This window comes from Mangrovibacillus cuniculi (genome assembly GCF_015482585.1).
GTDB lineage: Bacteria > Bacillota > Bacilli > Bacillales > R1DC41 > Mangrovibacillus > Mangrovibacillus cuniculi.
The window spans coordinates 2536566-2552300 of sequence record NZ_CP049742.1; the positions used below are offsets into that span (position 1 = coordinate 2536566).

Sequence of the window (15735 nt, forward strand, 5' to 3'; positions counted from 1 at the left end):
TTACTTCTTACGCTTGGTTACTCATACGACGGCGTAGAACGAATGCACCAGCGATCGCTGCAATAGAACCAAGACCTACCATCACCATAGTTGTAGAGTCATTGTCAGCCGTTCCACCCATACCCGTTTTTGGCATTTCTTCTGGCATTGTTACGTCACCACCAAAAGCTTCAGGGTTTTGAGCGACAATCGCTCCACCTAGCGCTTCCCCAACACCGAACATAAATTGGAAGCCTTCTCGGAATTTGTTCCATGCTGTTTCATAGTCACCTGCAATATATGCGTCAAACGCTTCTTGCTTTTGTTTCTCATGTGTTTGTACAGAAGAGATTGCTGCGTCAGTTGGAAGGTTTTCTTCCGTTGCTGCTCCTAGGAAAGTACCAAATTCAGTTGCGAATTCGTTGTAAAGACGATCTTCTGCTGCTTTTTTCGCTTCATCATCACCTGCAACCGCTGCTGCAACTAAATCAGCTTCTGCTGTAATGTGATTTTCTTGCCAGATCTTTTCAAATTGAGCTGCACCTTCATCACCGTAAATAGATGCAATTGCTGCTTTAAAATCTGCTGTGTTAGCATCTTCTGCCCACGTAGTAAAGTCGTAGTCTTTTGCTTGATCAAATCCTTTTTGTAAGCCAAGAGATGCGAAAGCAAAGTGCTCAGATGCTAATTTGTTTAAAGTAGAACGTAACTCTACAGCTGGAGTATCTGCTTTTGTGCTTTCAAACTTATCAGGCATTTGCGTAGTAATTGCGACAGATAATGCTTTAGAAATATCAAACATCAGACTGAAACCTTCACGGAATGTTGTGTACGCTTCTTCATATTCACCGTCTACGTAAGATTCAAATGTCATTAACACTTGATCTTCGTGTAACTCAAGAACTTCTGCTGCTGTTTCTTTCGGTAGGTTACCTTCTGTTGCAGCATCTAGGAATGTAGAGAATTCCTCCACGAACTCGTCTACTTCTGCTTCCGCTTCTGCACGAAGTTCCGCATTATCTTCTTTTGCTGCTGTTACGAAGTCAGCTGAGTAATCGTTATGACCACGGAAGATACGTTCGAATTCTTTCGAACCTTCTTCTCCGTATACAGAGGCTATGGCTGGAGTCATATCTGCTGCGTTTTGATCTAACGCTTTAGCTACTTGTTCTGCATCAGGTGCACCGTCGTACGATTTCATCATAGATGTTACAGCTAATACGTAGTGTTCTGATAATAATGTATCAAGTGTTGCACGTAGGTCTCCTGCTGGTGTTTTAGCAGTAGGTGCTTCTTGTGCTCCTGCCACCGTTGGGAATAACAGAGTTGCACCAATGACTGGTGCGGCAATTTTGTTCATCCATTTTTTCTTCATCTTTCCTACACGCTCCCTTTTAAACATTCTTTTTTTATTTTGTTGATTCACTAAGATAACGGAGCCCAATTTTATTTAGATCACTTTTTATATAATTTTTTTAAAAAAAGTTTTCGCTGTTAGCATCAAACCTGTCATACCAAGGGATAAAAGAATTTTAAAATATAGAAACTTTTTTAAAAAGTTGTCCGTATTAAGAAATATAAAGGGGAAGGGGGAAGATAAATGTTGATAAAAAGTGTTCTATTAGTAGGTAGTTTAGTAAGTGGAGGAGCAGAAGAAGAACAAACAGAGAAAGTGAATCCTCCTATCCTAGTACAGCAAGAAGAATCACCAACAACAGTAGGAACCATGTGGATTCCGTATGATCACGATCCTGATTGGTTTTATAAAAAACCATAAAAAAAGCTCCAGGATCATCTGGAGCTTCTTTTCATTCTTCTTATGATTCCAACTCCCACATCGCAAAGCTTGCACCAAGCTCTCCTTTTGTAGTAATGGTTACGAACGGATCATCTCCTTGAGGGAAGATACGAGCTGTAAATACCTCTTCTCCTCCATTAACGAATACCTCAATAGAAGATGTATCTCGAAACACTTGAATATCTGTTACGTTTTCGACTGGACATTGGCGCTTTTCCCATAAGCCGTCTACATAGCTCACTCTTTCTAAAGTTGCCATTTTTGTCTGCTTATTATAAGAGAATCTCGCAGCACCTGACCACTCCACAGCAAACCAGTCACCGTCTAACGAGATATCGTTTAGTTGCAACTCATGGGCGTCTGCTGCTTCAAACGTTAACGTCGAACCCTCTAACTCAATCTGCTGCTCCCGTGGTGTTCCTAAACGAAGTTCTTCTAGTTCTTTTACTGGTAGTTGATAAATTTTATCCTGCACGATCTTTATCTCACGTGGTATTGTCATGCAGTGAATCCAGCCGTGTTTTATGGTTGGATGTTCTTGCTCATGTTGATCTGGGACACTCATCCACGCTACTAAAACTCTGCGTCCGAACTCATCTTCTGTTGTTTGTGGTGCGTAAAAATCAAAACCTCGATCTAACTCATGAAACGCACCGAACGTATAACTCGCATCCGTTGCGTTAAACTCTCCCATAACATACCCTGCTTGGTAAACATTTTGATATTTCCACTCTTGCGCTTCTAATCCTTGTGGGGAAAAAACAAGTACGTCTTTTTGGTCTAATCGGAATAGATCCGGACATTCAAACATGTATCCAAAATCACCTAGAGAGTCCTTCCCTCCACCAGCAATTATTCGTTCATGTTTCCACTCCATCCCATCTATAGAAGAAAGTAATGCTACCGCTCCTTTCTCCTCTTTTGTCTGAGCGCCGACTACCATAAAGTACTTTCCATCCTGACTCCACACTTTTGGATCGCGGAAATGAGGCGTGTATTCTTCTGGCAGCTCTACGACAGGACCTTTTTTATCAAAACGTAGCCCATCTTTCGAAATAGCTAAACACTGATAGGTACTTCTTTCGTTTTTCTCATTTTTCAAGTTACCCGTGTAGTACAACCAAAGCTCGTCCTCTTTCGAAATAGCACTCCCTGAGTAGCAACCATTTTTTTCAAACCATTCAGAAGGAGTTAGCGCAATATCTTCGTGTTTCCAGTTTACTAGATCTTTGGAAGTAAAATGCCCCCAGAATTTTGCTCCATGGTCGGTCTTAAAAGGCATCCATTGATAGAAAAGGTGATATGTCCCTTTCCAGTGAATCCATCCATTTGGATCATTTAATAAACCTACTGGAGGCATCACATGGAATTTCAAGCGATATGAATCACTTTCCACTACGTCTTTCTTCTCTTCTACTGCTTTCCACGCTGCATCTCTTAATTGCTGATCGTTTACTGACATAGGAGATCCTCCTTAGCTTCGCTGAAGTCGATTTTGTACTTCTTCTAATGTAGGTAAAGCTGTCATCGCACCTTTTGTCGATGCTGCAAGTGCACCGGAAACCGCTGCAAAGCGAGCCATTTCGGCTGCTTCTTCTGAAGTTAGTTCGGTTATATCACCATCAAATTCATGTACACCGTAAAGAATGCTTGATACAAAAGCATCTCCAGCTCCAGTTGTATCAACTGTTTTTACTTTCATCGCAGGTACTTTCTTGCTGCCATCTTTCGTAAACACATAACTTCCTTCAGACCCTAAGGTAACTAATAGGAAAGGAATCTCATAGCCCTCTAGTTTTTTGACACCTGTATCCATATCTTTTTCACCCGTTAGAAATTCTAATTCTTCTTCAGAGATCTTTACAACATCTGCATGTCCCATCATCGAAAGAATCGTATCGCGCGCTTGTTCTTCAGAAGGCCATAAGTTCAGACGTAAATTAGGATCATACGAAATAACCATGCCCGATTCTTTTGCTAACTGTACCGCGTGTTGAGTAGCTTCTACTGAAGGACCGCTAATCATCGATATAGAACCGAAGTGAAGGATTTTATGCGAAGTAAACTCTTGCTCATTAATATCCCCCGCTTCCAGGAAACGATCTGCTGATGGTTCTATGTAAAAATCAAAGCTCCGTTCACCGTTTTCAGCAAGAGTTACAAAAACCGCTCCTGTACGCACATCTTTTGTAAAAGACATTTGAGACGTTTCCACACCAAAAGATGCTAGTGTCTCTTTCATAAACTTCCCAAGAACATCCTCTCCAACTTTACCTAAAAAGCTAGATTTCGCTCCAAGTCGTGCTACACCAACAGCCACATTTGCAGGGGCACCACCAGGACTTTTTTGATAAGTTGTGTTTGTATCATCTAATGGAATAAAGTCAATTAATGCTTCTCCTAGAGAAATAACACCGTTCTTCTTCACCACTTATTCCTCCCTCGAATTCTTTATTTATATTTTACCTCAAACCGTATCAGCCAAACCAACCACCCTCTCTTCTAAAGGAAAGGGGTTACAGCTCCTATAAACAAACAATCCTTATCGGAGGCTTCCTCCGATAAGGAATCGTACTTACTGTATGAGGAAGGACTATTATTTCTCTTCCTTCCAACCAAGTAATAGTGTAGCTAAAAACGCACCTACAACAGCGATGATAAATGCAATTCCGTACTGCAATGGGTTATTAGCAATTGCAAACATCGGAATACCAGTTAAACCAATACCGTTTGCTTTTACGCCCATTAATACCACGTATCCTCCACCTAATGCTCCACCGATTGCAGCACCGATAAATGGACGGCGGTATTTCAAGTTAACCCCGAAGATTGCTGGTTCTGTAATACCTAAGAAAGCTGATACGGCAGCTGGAAGTGCAATTTCTTTTGTTTTCTTGTTTTTCGTACGGAAGAAAACAGCGACTGTTGCTCCACCCTGTGCTACGTTTGCCATAGCCCAAATTGGTAGTAAGTAGTTACCACCTGCATTTAAAAGCTCTGCTTCTATTGCATGGAAACTGTGATGAACGCCAGTTAAAACAATTGTTGAGTATAATCCTCCAAAGATTAACCCAGCAATAGGACCAACTGTATCATATAAGAAGTTTAAGGTCGTGGTTATTCCCTCACCTAAAATACGTCCAGCCGGACCAACAACCATTAATGCGATAAATCCAGTGAATATAACCGTTAAGAAAGGTGTAACTAGTAAATCTACAACATTAGGGATGACTTTACGTAATCCTTTTTCAATTTTAGACATGATATAGACAACAAGTAGTACAGGTATTACTGTACCTTGGTATCCTAACATTTCAACATTTAATCCAAATACTTGAATGCTCTCCGGTGATGCGTTGGAAAGTCCCCAAGGATTTAATAGTGCAGGGTGAGTCATAATTCCACCAAGTACAGCACCTAAATAGGGGTTTCCTCCAAACTCTTTAGCAGCAGAAAAACCAATAAGAATTGGTAAGATGATAAATGCTGCAGAAGAGAACATATCTAACATGGTATATAGTCCACTTGTGGCATCTACAATTTCATAAGTCTTAAACAAACCTAGAAGACCCATTAACATACCCGCTGCTACGATTGCCGGGATAATTGGTACGAAAATATTCGAAAGTGTCCTTGCAAAGCGTGCAAATGGATTCATCTTTCTCTTCGCAGCATCACTATGATTAGCTGGCTTTTCGTCTCCGCCTTCCACATTTGCACCAACCATTGGGCCAAATTCAGCATACACTTTGTTTACTGTACCTGTTCCAAAGATAATTTGGTATTGTCCAGAGCTAGAAAACGCTCCTTTCACTCCATCTAACTCTTCTATTGTACTTTGGTCAATCTTACTTTCGTCATCTATCACTAGACGTAGACGAGTAGCACAGTGTGTCGCACTGATGACGTTTTCTTTTCCGCCTAACGCTTGAACTAACTTTTCTGCAACCTCGCGATGGTTCATGCGAAATTCCCCCTTCTTATTTGTGTATCGCTTTCATTTACAAGAATGAAGACTGGTGTACGGATGACATAATAATTACTTATTAGCATTCCCTAAAGCTGTGAAAGCATAAAATTTATGTGATAATTACTGTAAAGACACAAAAAAGACCTAAGCTGTACCGAGATATGGGTAGGTCAAACTAGACGATCTACCTATGTCGTCGAATACATCTTAGGTCTTGCCTGCATTACCAGTCACAATCCTGCGGTATGAAGTTGATGGTTCCAGTATACGAATCGTAAACGCTTTCGTCAATAGATGAAACCTATTTCTTGTCGAAACTTGTAGAATACTGATTGTTCACTTCATTAAACGCTGAATATGCAATGCTATATACGCAATTTCTGTATCAGGAAAATGGTACTGCTCATCTTCTCGTAAAGAAATAATGATTTCTTTCGCACATTGATAAGCCTCTTGATACTTTTCTTTGATAAGTTCTAACATATCTTCGTCTATCGGATGAAATTCTTCCCCTTGCTCGATGCGATGAAGCGCAAAACGCAGATGGGTAATTAACCTCTGATAGTTGATAGACTCTTCCTCAATACGAATTTGTAGCTTCTCTTCTATTTGCTCCACAAACTCTCTCATAATCGTTGCTTGCTTCAACGATTCGTTCATAGAAGGAGCGTCCATCTTGGCCGTATGGATATGAAGAGCAATATGTGCCACTTCATCTTCAGGTATCTCCACACCGATTTCTTCTCTAATCAATTCTTTCGCCCACATACCTATTTCATATTCTTTTCGATACAATGTACGAATTTCATTTAATAGCTTATTGTGTATAACAAATCCATTGGCCATTCTTTCTAAGGCAAAAGATAGGTGATCCGTAAGAGCAATATGTATGTGATCACTTAGTGGAGCAGAAAGTTCTCTTTCTGCCTGACTGATGATTTTTTCTGCCAAATCAATATGCTTTTCCGGCACCGTAGCTAAAAGTTGCTGAAATTTTTCTGACGAGTTTGCATGCATGATAAAGATTTTCTCTATTTTATCTCTCGGAATAATATCATTGTTTCGCTTTCCAAATGCAATCCCTTTTCCCATCACAATCTTTTCTTGCGGCCCATCTACCACTACAACAGCGTTATTGTTTAGAATACGAAAAATCCTCATGTTCTCCTCCTAACCCTCTGGCAGATGGGTAAAATCACTTCTCAGTCTCCCTATTTCTCCAGAAATTTATTGACGATATACCCTACGCCACTTTCTCTGTTGGATAACGTTTGATAAGCACAGTACTGTTTTATTGGTTCAGCTGCATTACCCATGGCTACAGGTATACCCACTGCCTTCATCATCGATAAATCATTAAAGTTGTCGCCAATCGCCATGGTGTCTTTTAGAAGGAGATTATGTTTTTCTACGTACTTCTTCAACGCAATCCCCTTTTGAGCATGTAGACTATTTACTTCAATATTATCGCTACCTGATGAACTTATCGCTAAATTAGGAATCTCACGTAAAGCTATATTCGCATTGTCTAACGACTGATCTTTTCTGGAGAAAGCCAGGAATTTATAGATCGTTACGTCATCATTGTTAAATAAAGTATCATAGCCTTCTACTTCTTTTATATCGCTCTCTTTGAATCGTTCTAGCGCTTTCTTTTCTACCTCTTCTTTTGGTACTTCTGGATTGGCTGTTAAAAAGATATCCACCAAAACATCTACGCCACGTTGCTCATTTTCTGTGTAGGTACCATGACTTGTATACACTTCAAAATAAATATCTTCCTCACGAAGAATGGACGCAGCACGCATAGATTCTTCCACACCCATACCGTTCATCTCTATGATTGTGCCGTCTGGCTCTCTAATTTCTGCTCCATTTACACAAATAAGAGGTACTCTCAAACCAGCTTCTTGTAAAACATTCTTCGCTTCCACGTAGGAACGGCCTGTCGCAACCACTACGTGAACACCTTTTTCGATAGCATTCAATAAAGCCAAGCGATTTTGTTCTGTAATCTCTTGATGTTGATTCAATAAAGTTCCGTCCATATCTGTTGCTATACACATTACCATGTCAAATCGCCCCTTTATGATAGTAGTATCTGTATTGTACCACGATGATCTCTTACACTAACAGTTTTGGCTCTGCGTAATTCTATTCAAGGATATTATTTTCACGATACTTCCTGTCTTTCCTTTCAAACAAAAGTGTAAAGCGCTTACAAGGTAATGATACTTGTGATACAATAGTTTTCGGAATGTTTCGTCTATATAGAGATTAGTGAAACCAGTAGATTTATTCACATTATTGTATTAAAATAAGACGAGTTTTTATTTTTATACAATAATGTGTTATATATATACATTCATTAAAGGAGGAACGATTATGAAATCTACAAAAGGATTAAGCCTATTTATTATCCCTTCCCTGATAGGAATCATCCTATTTATGATTCCTCTACCTTATGACGGAGGATTTACCATACCAGTAGCTATTCTGTCCAATGAATTAGGGGCATTACTGGGTAACTCTGTACCTACTATCATGACTTGGTTAATCATTATTACAGCTATCTTAACCATCGTTTTTACGATTAAAGTAAAAGCAGACCCTAATGCTTTTGAACAATACCCATTCTTTAAAGGGCTATTTGCCGTAAACCTTGTTTGGGTCATTACTCGTATCATTGGAGCAATATTTGCTGCGATGACACTTTGGCAAATTGGACCTAAAGAAATTACAGGGGAGTACACGGGCGGATTACTCCTTTATGAATTGCTACCTATTCTATTCACAGTCTTTTTATTTGCCGGCCTATTTTTACCGCTTCTATTAAATTTCGGGTTATTAGAATTATTCGGTACACTTTTATCTAAATTTATGAGACCCATCTTTAAACTACCGGGTCGTTCATCCATTGATGCCTTAGCTTCTTGGTTAGGAGACGGCACTATTGGCGTTTTATTAACTAGTAAACAATACCAAGAAGGATTTTATACAAAAAGAGAAGCTGCTGTCATTGGGACAACTTTCTCTGTTGTATCTATTACATTCACTATCGTTATCTTAGAAAAAGTTGAACTATCTAGTTACTTCTTTTCCTTCTATGGAACCATCGTTTTAGCTGGAGTTGTTGCAGCCATAATAATGCCGCGCATTCCTCCTTTATCTACAAAAGCAAACACGTATGTAACAGAAGTAGATTCAGATGGAAAGGAAGAAGATATTCCAGAAGGCAAAGGTCGTTTTGCACATGGAATCGAATTAGCTGTTGAACGTGCAGAGAAAAACACGAGTGTACGTGAGTTCTTGAAAGACGGCGGAAAAAATATTCTAGACATGTGGATGGGTGTTGCACCAGTCGTAATGGCCTTTGGTACCATTGCCGTCGTTATTGCGGAAACAACGCCTGTTTTCACTTACTTAGGAATGCCATTCGTTCCTCTATTAGAACTTCTGCAAGTTCCAGAAGCTAATAAGGCTGCTGAGACCGTTGTGATCGGTTTTGCAGATATGTTCCTACCGGCAATCTTAATTTCGGAAGTACAGTCAGAGCTAACTAGGTTTATCGTTGCAGCATTGTCCGTTACGCAGTTAATTTACATGTCAGAGGTTGGTGGGCTATTACTAGGGTCAAAAATTCCTGTGAATTTTAAAGACTTAGTATTAATTTTCTTACTTCGCACATTAATTACGTTGCCAATTATCGTGGGTATGGCTCATTTAATTTTCTAATAAAAAGGGTGCAGAGTTTATAAATTTACTCTGCACCCTCTTTATATTATGCAACGTTTTCCTCATAAATCGGTAACGTTACCTTCACTACAGTTCCCACAGACTCTTCACTGGTAATTTCTAATGTACCCTTATGTTCCTGAACCATTTTTGTAGTCAGCGTAAGGCCTAATCCAAGACCTTTCTCTTTTAGCGTAAAGAATGGTTGTCCAATGTGCTTTAATCGTTCTTTGGAGATTCCAATCCCTGTGTCTTTAATTGATAGAATAATAGAGCTATCTACAACTTGGCAACTTATAAAAACATAACCACCAGCAGGCATTGCTTCAATAGCATTCTTTATAATATTGATAAAAATCTGGATCAGTTGCTGTCGATCTCCCATCACTTCCACTTGTGGCCAAGTTGGTTCCCAATCTAGAACTACACTTTCTTTTGTCGCCTCTGGCTGTAGTAGAGATGTTACATAATCGAGAGCTTCTATTATGTTACACGGTGTTTTGGTTTTTGCTTGTGGTTTTGCTAAACTCAACCATTCACTGGACATAATATGTATTCGATCTAGTTCTACCTTCATTACCTGTGTATAATATTTATCCACCGTTCCACTTTCACTAATTAATTGGACGAAACCTTGAAGAGTGGTAATCGGATTTTTTACTTCATGTGCGATTCCAGCAGCTAATTCACCTATGACCCCTAGCTTTTCTCTTTGAAGAACAATAGCTTCTGTCTCTTTTAATTGAGATATATCGCGACCAATTGTCACTAAAGCTTTCCTGCTCCCATCTGGGTGAAACAAAGGAATCTTTATCACATCAAACGTTTTAAATTCTCCTGATGGAATATAGAAAGCTTCGTCTCCTCGAGTGTTTTCACCCACTTCCCAGGATTTTTGATCAGAGTCTCTACAGTATTCAAACGACTCTTTAAAAAACGGAATAAGTTCACCTAGTTCTGTATCTGTTTTCCCAATGTAATTGATTTCTTGCATACAGTATAAACGTTTACCAAATTCATTTACGTATAACCATCTTCCGTCTCCATCCTTATAACAGACAAAATCAGGCATCGACTCTAGCATATGAGAGTAAAGCGTTTCCGTTATGGTTACCCCAGTTTTAACAGAAGTAGTCTCCCTTATCGTCTTTACACTAAAAAAAATCAAACCGATTAGTAAAGCTATTTGGGCCCACAATTCTTCTAATAAAATAATTCCAATAATAAAAGGTATGTATATAGTTGAACGATAGAGCCATGTCTTCATCTAACATAACCCGCCTTTTCTTAGGTAGTACTTTTATTTTACTAAATTTACACTCTTTTTCCTATTAAAAGAAGAAAGTTTCTAGTATTGGAAAAAATTAAGCACAAGCTCTTTTCTTTTTCATAAAGTATGTTATTATAGTTGTAACAAAACGTTCACATTTTATATGTTTTTTAGACAAATTTGAAACCGCTATCATTAACAGGAGGGAAAAATTATGGATGTATTTGTACTATATTTATGTATCGCAACAGCAACACCACTTTTCATGTGGAAGGAGCATCGTAAAATGGCAATCATCCATATCCCGTTTATTATCGGTTTATGGGTAGGATTTGGTTACTATCTAGCAAGTGAACAAATAACGCTGATGGGTCATATCGGTGTTTGGTCCATGATTTTAATAAACTTTATTTTTGCACACGTTGCGGCTTATGTCTTATACGCAAGCCCGTTCTTAAAGAAAATGAAACGTTCTACTCAACGATAAAATACAAAAAGCAGCCTGTGGAGGGCTGCTTTTTTGTTTCGTCTATATTTGTGGACAAAGTGTTGATAACTGAATTGTTCCATACCTTTTCAACAACTTATTAAGGAGATAAATTTAAACCTACTTGTTGTACACAGTTTTTTTGATTTTGTTAACTTTTTTGTGTTGATTTGTTTTTCTCTTGGCGATTTTGCAGTTTGTCGGCTACTGCTCCTTGCTCTCATGGCGACTTAACCACTTTGTCGCCTCCTTCCCCTCGATCGCATGGCGACTTTAGCGGTTTGTCGCCTTACTATCCTCGCTCACATGGCGACTTTGACGCTTTGCCGCCTTCCTTTCCCCACTCTCATGGCGGCTTTGACGCTTTGCCGCCTTTTTCCCTCTCTTTCACAGCGGCTTAACCGCTTACGCCGCCTCTTTTCTCTAAGCTAACCAACGGCATAAGCGCTTACGCCGTACAAATAGAGATTCATCTAAGGTGCACAACCGCTTTTGCACCAACCCAAACATCTATCCACAATTCTTCCACAAATAATCTCCACACCATAACAAAAAGGACTCCCCGTAGGAAGTCCTCATTTGTTACTCTCCACCATGTTCCTCAGTGGATGAGTTATGCTCCATTTGCCCAGCTGGTATGTTGGAGTTATGTTCATGATCTCGGTGAATACCGAAGTACATAACCCATACAGATCCAACTACTACTACTGCTGCAATGAAAGCTGCGTATAATATGGTACCAGTTTGCCAGATTCCATCTTCAGACTCTGTCATGTGCATAAACATTACTAGCTGAAGAACTGCTTGAACGAGAGCAAAGATGGTGATAATCCACATTGTAGCTCCGTTAGAGAAGTCCATTTTCAGGACTACGAACACAGCTGCGATTGTTAAAACTAGTGATAATACAAATCCAATCAAGTGTTTCCATGGAAAGGAATCGTAATCGTGTGCATGAGCTTCTTTTGTTTTAGCCATTTTGCAACACCAACCCTCCTAGATAAACTCCTGTGAATAAGAAGATCCACACAACATCAAGGAAGTGCCAGTATAAACTAGAGATAAATACTTTACGTGCAGTTACTGGTGTTAATCCACGTTTACTTAACTGAATTAGGATTAAGATAATCCATAGGATACCCATAAATACGTGGGCACCGTGAGTTCCAGCTAGTAAGAAGAAGGATGACCAATAAGCACTTGTACCAATATTTGCACCTTCGTGAATGAAGTGTAAGAATTCTTCAATCTCAAAGTATAAGAATCCAACGCCCAGTAGAATCGTTACTACTAACCAAGTAATAGTACCTTTTAATCTACCACCGCGCATTTCATGAATTGCTAAACCACATGTAAAACTGGATGTTAATAGAATGAATGTTTGAATCAGTAGAGAATCCACTGCAAACACGTCAGCCATTGTTACATCGCCATTCGTCCGTTGTAGAAGGACGAAGTATGCAGCAAACAGTGTCGAGAATAGCGCCACCTCGGCACCAAGGAAAATCCAGAATCCTAAGATGTTTAGGCGGCCTGTTTCCGTTTGATATTCAAGCGGCATATGTTTGTATGCCGCATCATTTGCAGATGCCATATGTTTCGTCCTCCTTTACACAGACTTTTTCAGATCTTCTTGAATTTCTTCTACAGGTACATAGAATCCGTCATCATAGTCAAATGAACGCGTTGCAAGAGTTATAAGAACTCCAACTAGTCCGGCAATCGCCATTCCATACCACTCAAAGACTAAACCGAATCCTGCTACAAAGAAGAACACTGATTGGATAAACGGAATACCAGAATAGCTTGGCATATGAATAGGCACAATCTTTTGAGGTTGACCTGGTTTCCAACCGTTTTTCTTCATGTAGTGGAATTGATCTAAAGATTCTACTTTTGGTACTACTGCAAAGTTGTAGTGAGGAATTGGTGTTTGTGTGTACCACTCTAACGTACGACCTTGGCCGTTCCATGAGTCTCCAGACGTTTCACGAGCTTCAAAACGGAAGCTGTAGTAGATGTTATACACAAGAATAACGAAACCAATTGCCATTCCTACTGCCCCAATACTTGATACAACGTTTAGATCCATCCAGCCAGTTTCTGCTGCATACGTATGAACACGACGAGGCATTCCATCTAGACCTAAGAAGTATTGCGGGAAGAAACAAATATTAAATCCGATAACGAAGAACCAGAAGCTCCATTTTCCAATTCGATCGTTTAATTTGTGACCAAACATTTTTGGGTACCAGAAGTATAGACCTGCGAAACAAGCGAATACCGTACCAGAAATTAAAACATAGTGGAAATGGGCCACTAAGAAGTACGTATTATGATACTGATAGTCGGCTGCTGCCATCGCAAGCATTACCCCTGTTACTCCACCGATAACAAAGTTAGGAATAAACGCTAGAGACCAAAGCATTGGTGTCGTGAAGCTGATTTTCCCTTTATATAGCGTAAATAGCCAGTTAAAGATTTTAACCCCTGTAGGGATTGCAATCGCCATTGTTGTAATAGAGAAGAAGGAGTTAACCTCTTCACCCGCTCCCATTGTAAAGAAGTGGTGAACCCATACAACGAAGGAAAGTGCTGCGATACCAACCATGGAATAAACCATCGCTTTGTATCCAAAAAGTGTTTTCTTCGCAAACGTTGCGATAATTTCAGAGAACATACCGAACGCAGGAAGAATAACAATATATACTTCAGGGTGTCCCCAAATCCAGAAAAGGTTCGCCCAAAGCATTGGCATACCATCTCCAGCAAGTGTGAAGAAGTGAGTACCAAACAGACGGTCTGTTGTCATCATTGCAAGAGCAACCGTTAAGATTGGGAAAGCAAAGATGATAATAATTGATGTAATAAGCGTTGACCAAGTAAAGATTGGCATTCTCATTAATGTCATACCTGGTGCACGCATTTTCAAGATTGTTACTAAGAAGTTAATACCTGTTAATAACGTACCGATACCAGATACCTGTAGACCTAATAGATAGTAGTTTTGACCAGGACCAGGGCTCAATTCGTTACCTGCAAGTGGCATGTAAGAAGTCCATCCTGCAGCTGGAGATCCTCCGTACACGAAAGAGATGTTAAACAACATCGCTCCCATAAAGAATGTCCAGAAACTAATTGCATTTAAGTATGGATACGCAACGTCACGCGCTCCAATTTGAAGTGGAACAACCACGTTCATTAAACCAATTAAGAACGGCATTGCCATGAAGATAATCATGACTGTACCATGTGTTGTAAATATTTCATTATAGTGCTGCGAACTTAAGAAATCATTGTTCGGCACCGTTAGCTGCGCACGCATTAAAAGCGCATCGACACCACCGCGGAAGAACATTAATACTGCGGCGATAATATACATAATACCAATTTTCTTATGGTCAACAGTAGTTAGCCATTCTCTCCAAAGCCAACCCCATTTTTTAAAATAAGTAAGGACCGCTACGATAGCAATCGACGTCATGACGATTGACACTTGAGCACCTAAGATTAGCGGGTCACCTGTAATGATATAGTCATACCATTTCACATCCATTGGTAAGGCGCCTCCCTTCTATTCTTCCTCTTTCACTTTTTCACGTAAATGATAGTTTACTGGCTCTTTTCCAAGTCGCTCACGAACTTCTACTGCGTAAGATGCATTTTGTGCGTGGTTAACCCAATCTAAATGAGTACCACTAAATATCATCTCTTCTACTTGTCCTTGAACCATTAAATTTTCATCATAAAATTCTTGCGTTAATTCAGGAGCAGTTTCTTTTGTTTCTTCTGCCCAAGCGTCGAATTCACTTTCTTCCATTGCGGTTACCGTGAACTCTTGCCCTGTAAACTCTTCCCCATTGAAGTTAGAGTTACGTCCCCAGAACTCGCCTGGTTCGTTCGCCATTAGCATTAACTTTGTCTCCATACCAGCCATGGAATACTTTTGTCCTCCTAGAGCTGGAATCCAAAATGATTGCATGGAGTCAGCTGATGTCAGACGGAACATTACCGGTCGATCAGCTGGAATTACTAAGTGGTTAACTGTTTCAATATCCTCTTCTGGATAACTAAACATCCACTTCCAGTCTACAGATGTTACATGAACTACTAGTGGATCTTTGTCACTGCCGTTCTCCGGTATTTCCTCTAGCGCATATATCGCGCGCACTGTAGGAACAGATAGAGCAATAACGATTAAAATAGGAACTACTGTCCAAATAATCTCTAGTTTTGTACTACCGTGTTGTTCTGGATCATAATCTTCATCTCCATCGCGATCACGGTATTTTACTAGCATATAAGTAAACAAGATAAAGACTACAAGAACGATAAATAACATGAATCCTATGGAAAGCCAAATTAGGTTTGCTTGAATTTCAGCCATCGGTCCCTTAGGATCAAGTACCAGTAGCTGTGAGCATCCCGATAATACCAATAGAGGTAGCATCATTAAGCTCAAGCTAAAGAGTTTCCACCACTTACGCATAGGCGCA

Annotated in this window: 14 protein-coding genes; 3 read left to right on the top strand and 11 right to left on the bottom strand. The window is 39.7% G+C overall.

The genetic code is table 11. The features are described 5' to 3' along the window. Positions 1 to 7: 7 nt before the first annotated feature. The gene (locus G8O30_RS12830; RefSeq protein WP_239672451.1) at positions 8 to 1354 is read right to left on the bottom strand and encodes a copper amine oxidase; all 1347 of its coding nucleotides are present in this window, start codon (positions 1352 to 1354) and stop codon (positions 8 to 10) included. A gap of 225 nt (positions 1355 to 1579) precedes the next feature. Between G8O30_RS12830 and G8O30_RS12835 the strand changes: the two genes are divergently transcribed. Beyond that, a complete protein-coding gene (locus G8O30_RS12835) occupies positions 1580 to 1756 on the top strand; it encodes a hypothetical protein (RefSeq protein WP_239672452.1) in 177 nt (58 codons plus the stop codon). Between the two features lie 40 nt (positions 1757 to 1796). On the opposite strand, the gene G8O30_RS12840 is transcribed toward G8O30_RS12835, so the two are convergent. From G8O30_RS12840 to G8O30_RS12860, 5 genes are all read right to left on the bottom strand, one after another. Then, entirely contained in the window at positions 1797 to 3239 is a 1443-nt protein-coding gene (locus G8O30_RS12840; RefSeq protein ID WP_239672453.1) for a sucrose-6-phosphate hydrolase, read from the bottom strand. A 12-nt stretch (positions 3240 to 3251) separates the two neighbouring features. Beyond that, positions 3252 to 4208 carry an aminoimidazole riboside kinase gene (locus G8O30_RS12845; RefSeq protein WP_239672454.1) on the bottom strand — a complete coding sequence of 319 codons (957 nt, stop codon included), beginning with the start codon at positions 4206 to 4208 and terminating at the stop codon, positions 3252 to 3254. A 165-nt stretch (positions 4209 to 4373) separates the two neighbouring features. Then, entirely contained in the window at positions 4374 to 5741 is a 1368-nt protein-coding gene (locus G8O30_RS12850) for a sucrose-specific PTS transporter subunit IIBC (protein WP_239672455.1), read from the bottom strand. A gap of 342 nt (positions 5742 to 6083) precedes the next feature. Then, positions 6084 to 6908 carry a PRD domain-containing protein gene (locus tag G8O30_RS12855; RefSeq protein WP_239672456.1) on the bottom strand — a complete coding sequence of 275 codons (825 nt, stop codon included), beginning with the start codon at positions 6906 to 6908 and terminating at the stop codon, positions 6084 to 6086. A 50-nt stretch (positions 6909 to 6958) separates the two neighbouring features. After that, positions 6959 to 7819, bottom strand: coding sequence for a Cof-type HAD-IIB family hydrolase (locus G8O30_RS12860; RefSeq protein WP_239672457.1), 861 nt, complete (start codon positions 7817 to 7819; stop codon positions 6959 to 6961). A gap of 313 nt (positions 7820 to 8132) precedes the next feature. On the opposite strand from G8O30_RS12860, the gene G8O30_RS12865 reads away from it, so the two are divergent. Next, positions 8133 to 9482 (top strand): YjiH family protein, encoded by a 1350-nt coding sequence (locus G8O30_RS12865; RefSeq protein ID WP_239672458.1) that lies wholly within the window; start codon positions 8133 to 8135, stop codon positions 9480 to 9482. 46 nt (positions 9483 to 9528) lie between these two features. Here the strand turns inward: G8O30_RS12865 and G8O30_RS12870 are convergent, their stop codons facing one another. Continuing rightward, a complete protein-coding gene (locus G8O30_RS12870) occupies positions 9529 to 10749 on the bottom strand; it encodes an ATP-binding protein (protein ID WP_239672459.1) in 1221 nt (406 codons plus the stop codon). A gap of 217 nt (positions 10750 to 10966) precedes the next feature. On the opposite strand from G8O30_RS12870, the gene G8O30_RS12875 reads away from it, so the two are divergent. Next, positions 10967 to 11239, top strand: coding sequence for a spore morphogenesis/germination protein YwcE (locus G8O30_RS12875; RefSeq protein WP_239672460.1), 273 nt, complete (start codon positions 10967 to 10969; stop codon positions 11237 to 11239). Positions 11240 to 11821: 582 nt separating this feature from the next. On the opposite strand, the gene qoxD is transcribed toward G8O30_RS12875, so the two are convergent. From qoxD to qoxA, 4 genes are read right to left on the bottom strand one after another with little or no spacing between them, the layout of a single operon-like run. Then, positions 11822 to 12217: a cytochrome aa3 quinol oxidase subunit IV gene (gene qoxD, locus G8O30_RS12880; protein ID WP_239672461.1), complete on the bottom strand. Its 396-nt coding sequence runs from the start codon at positions 12215 to 12217 to the stop codon at positions 11822 to 11824. Continuing rightward, complete coding sequence (gene qoxC / locus G8O30_RS12885) at positions 12210 to 12833, bottom strand: cytochrome aa3 quinol oxidase subunit III (RefSeq protein ID WP_239672462.1); 624 nt, start codon at positions 12831 to 12833, stop codon at positions 12210 to 12212. Before qoxC ends, qoxD begins: the two co-directional genes overlap by 8 nt. Positions 12834 to 12848: 15 nt before the next feature. After that, positions 12849 to 14795, bottom strand: a complete 1947-nt coding sequence (qoxB, locus tag G8O30_RS12890; RefSeq protein ID WP_239672463.1) for a cytochrome aa3 quinol oxidase subunit I — start codon at positions 14793 to 14795, stop codon at positions 12849 to 12851. Between the two features lie 18 nt (positions 14796 to 14813). Beyond that, a complete protein-coding gene (qoxA, locus tag G8O30_RS12895; protein ID WP_239672464.1) occupies positions 14814 to 15728 on the bottom strand; it encodes a cytochrome aa3 quinol oxidase subunit II in 915 nt (304 codons plus the stop codon). Positions 15729 to 15735: the final 7 nt, after the last annotated feature.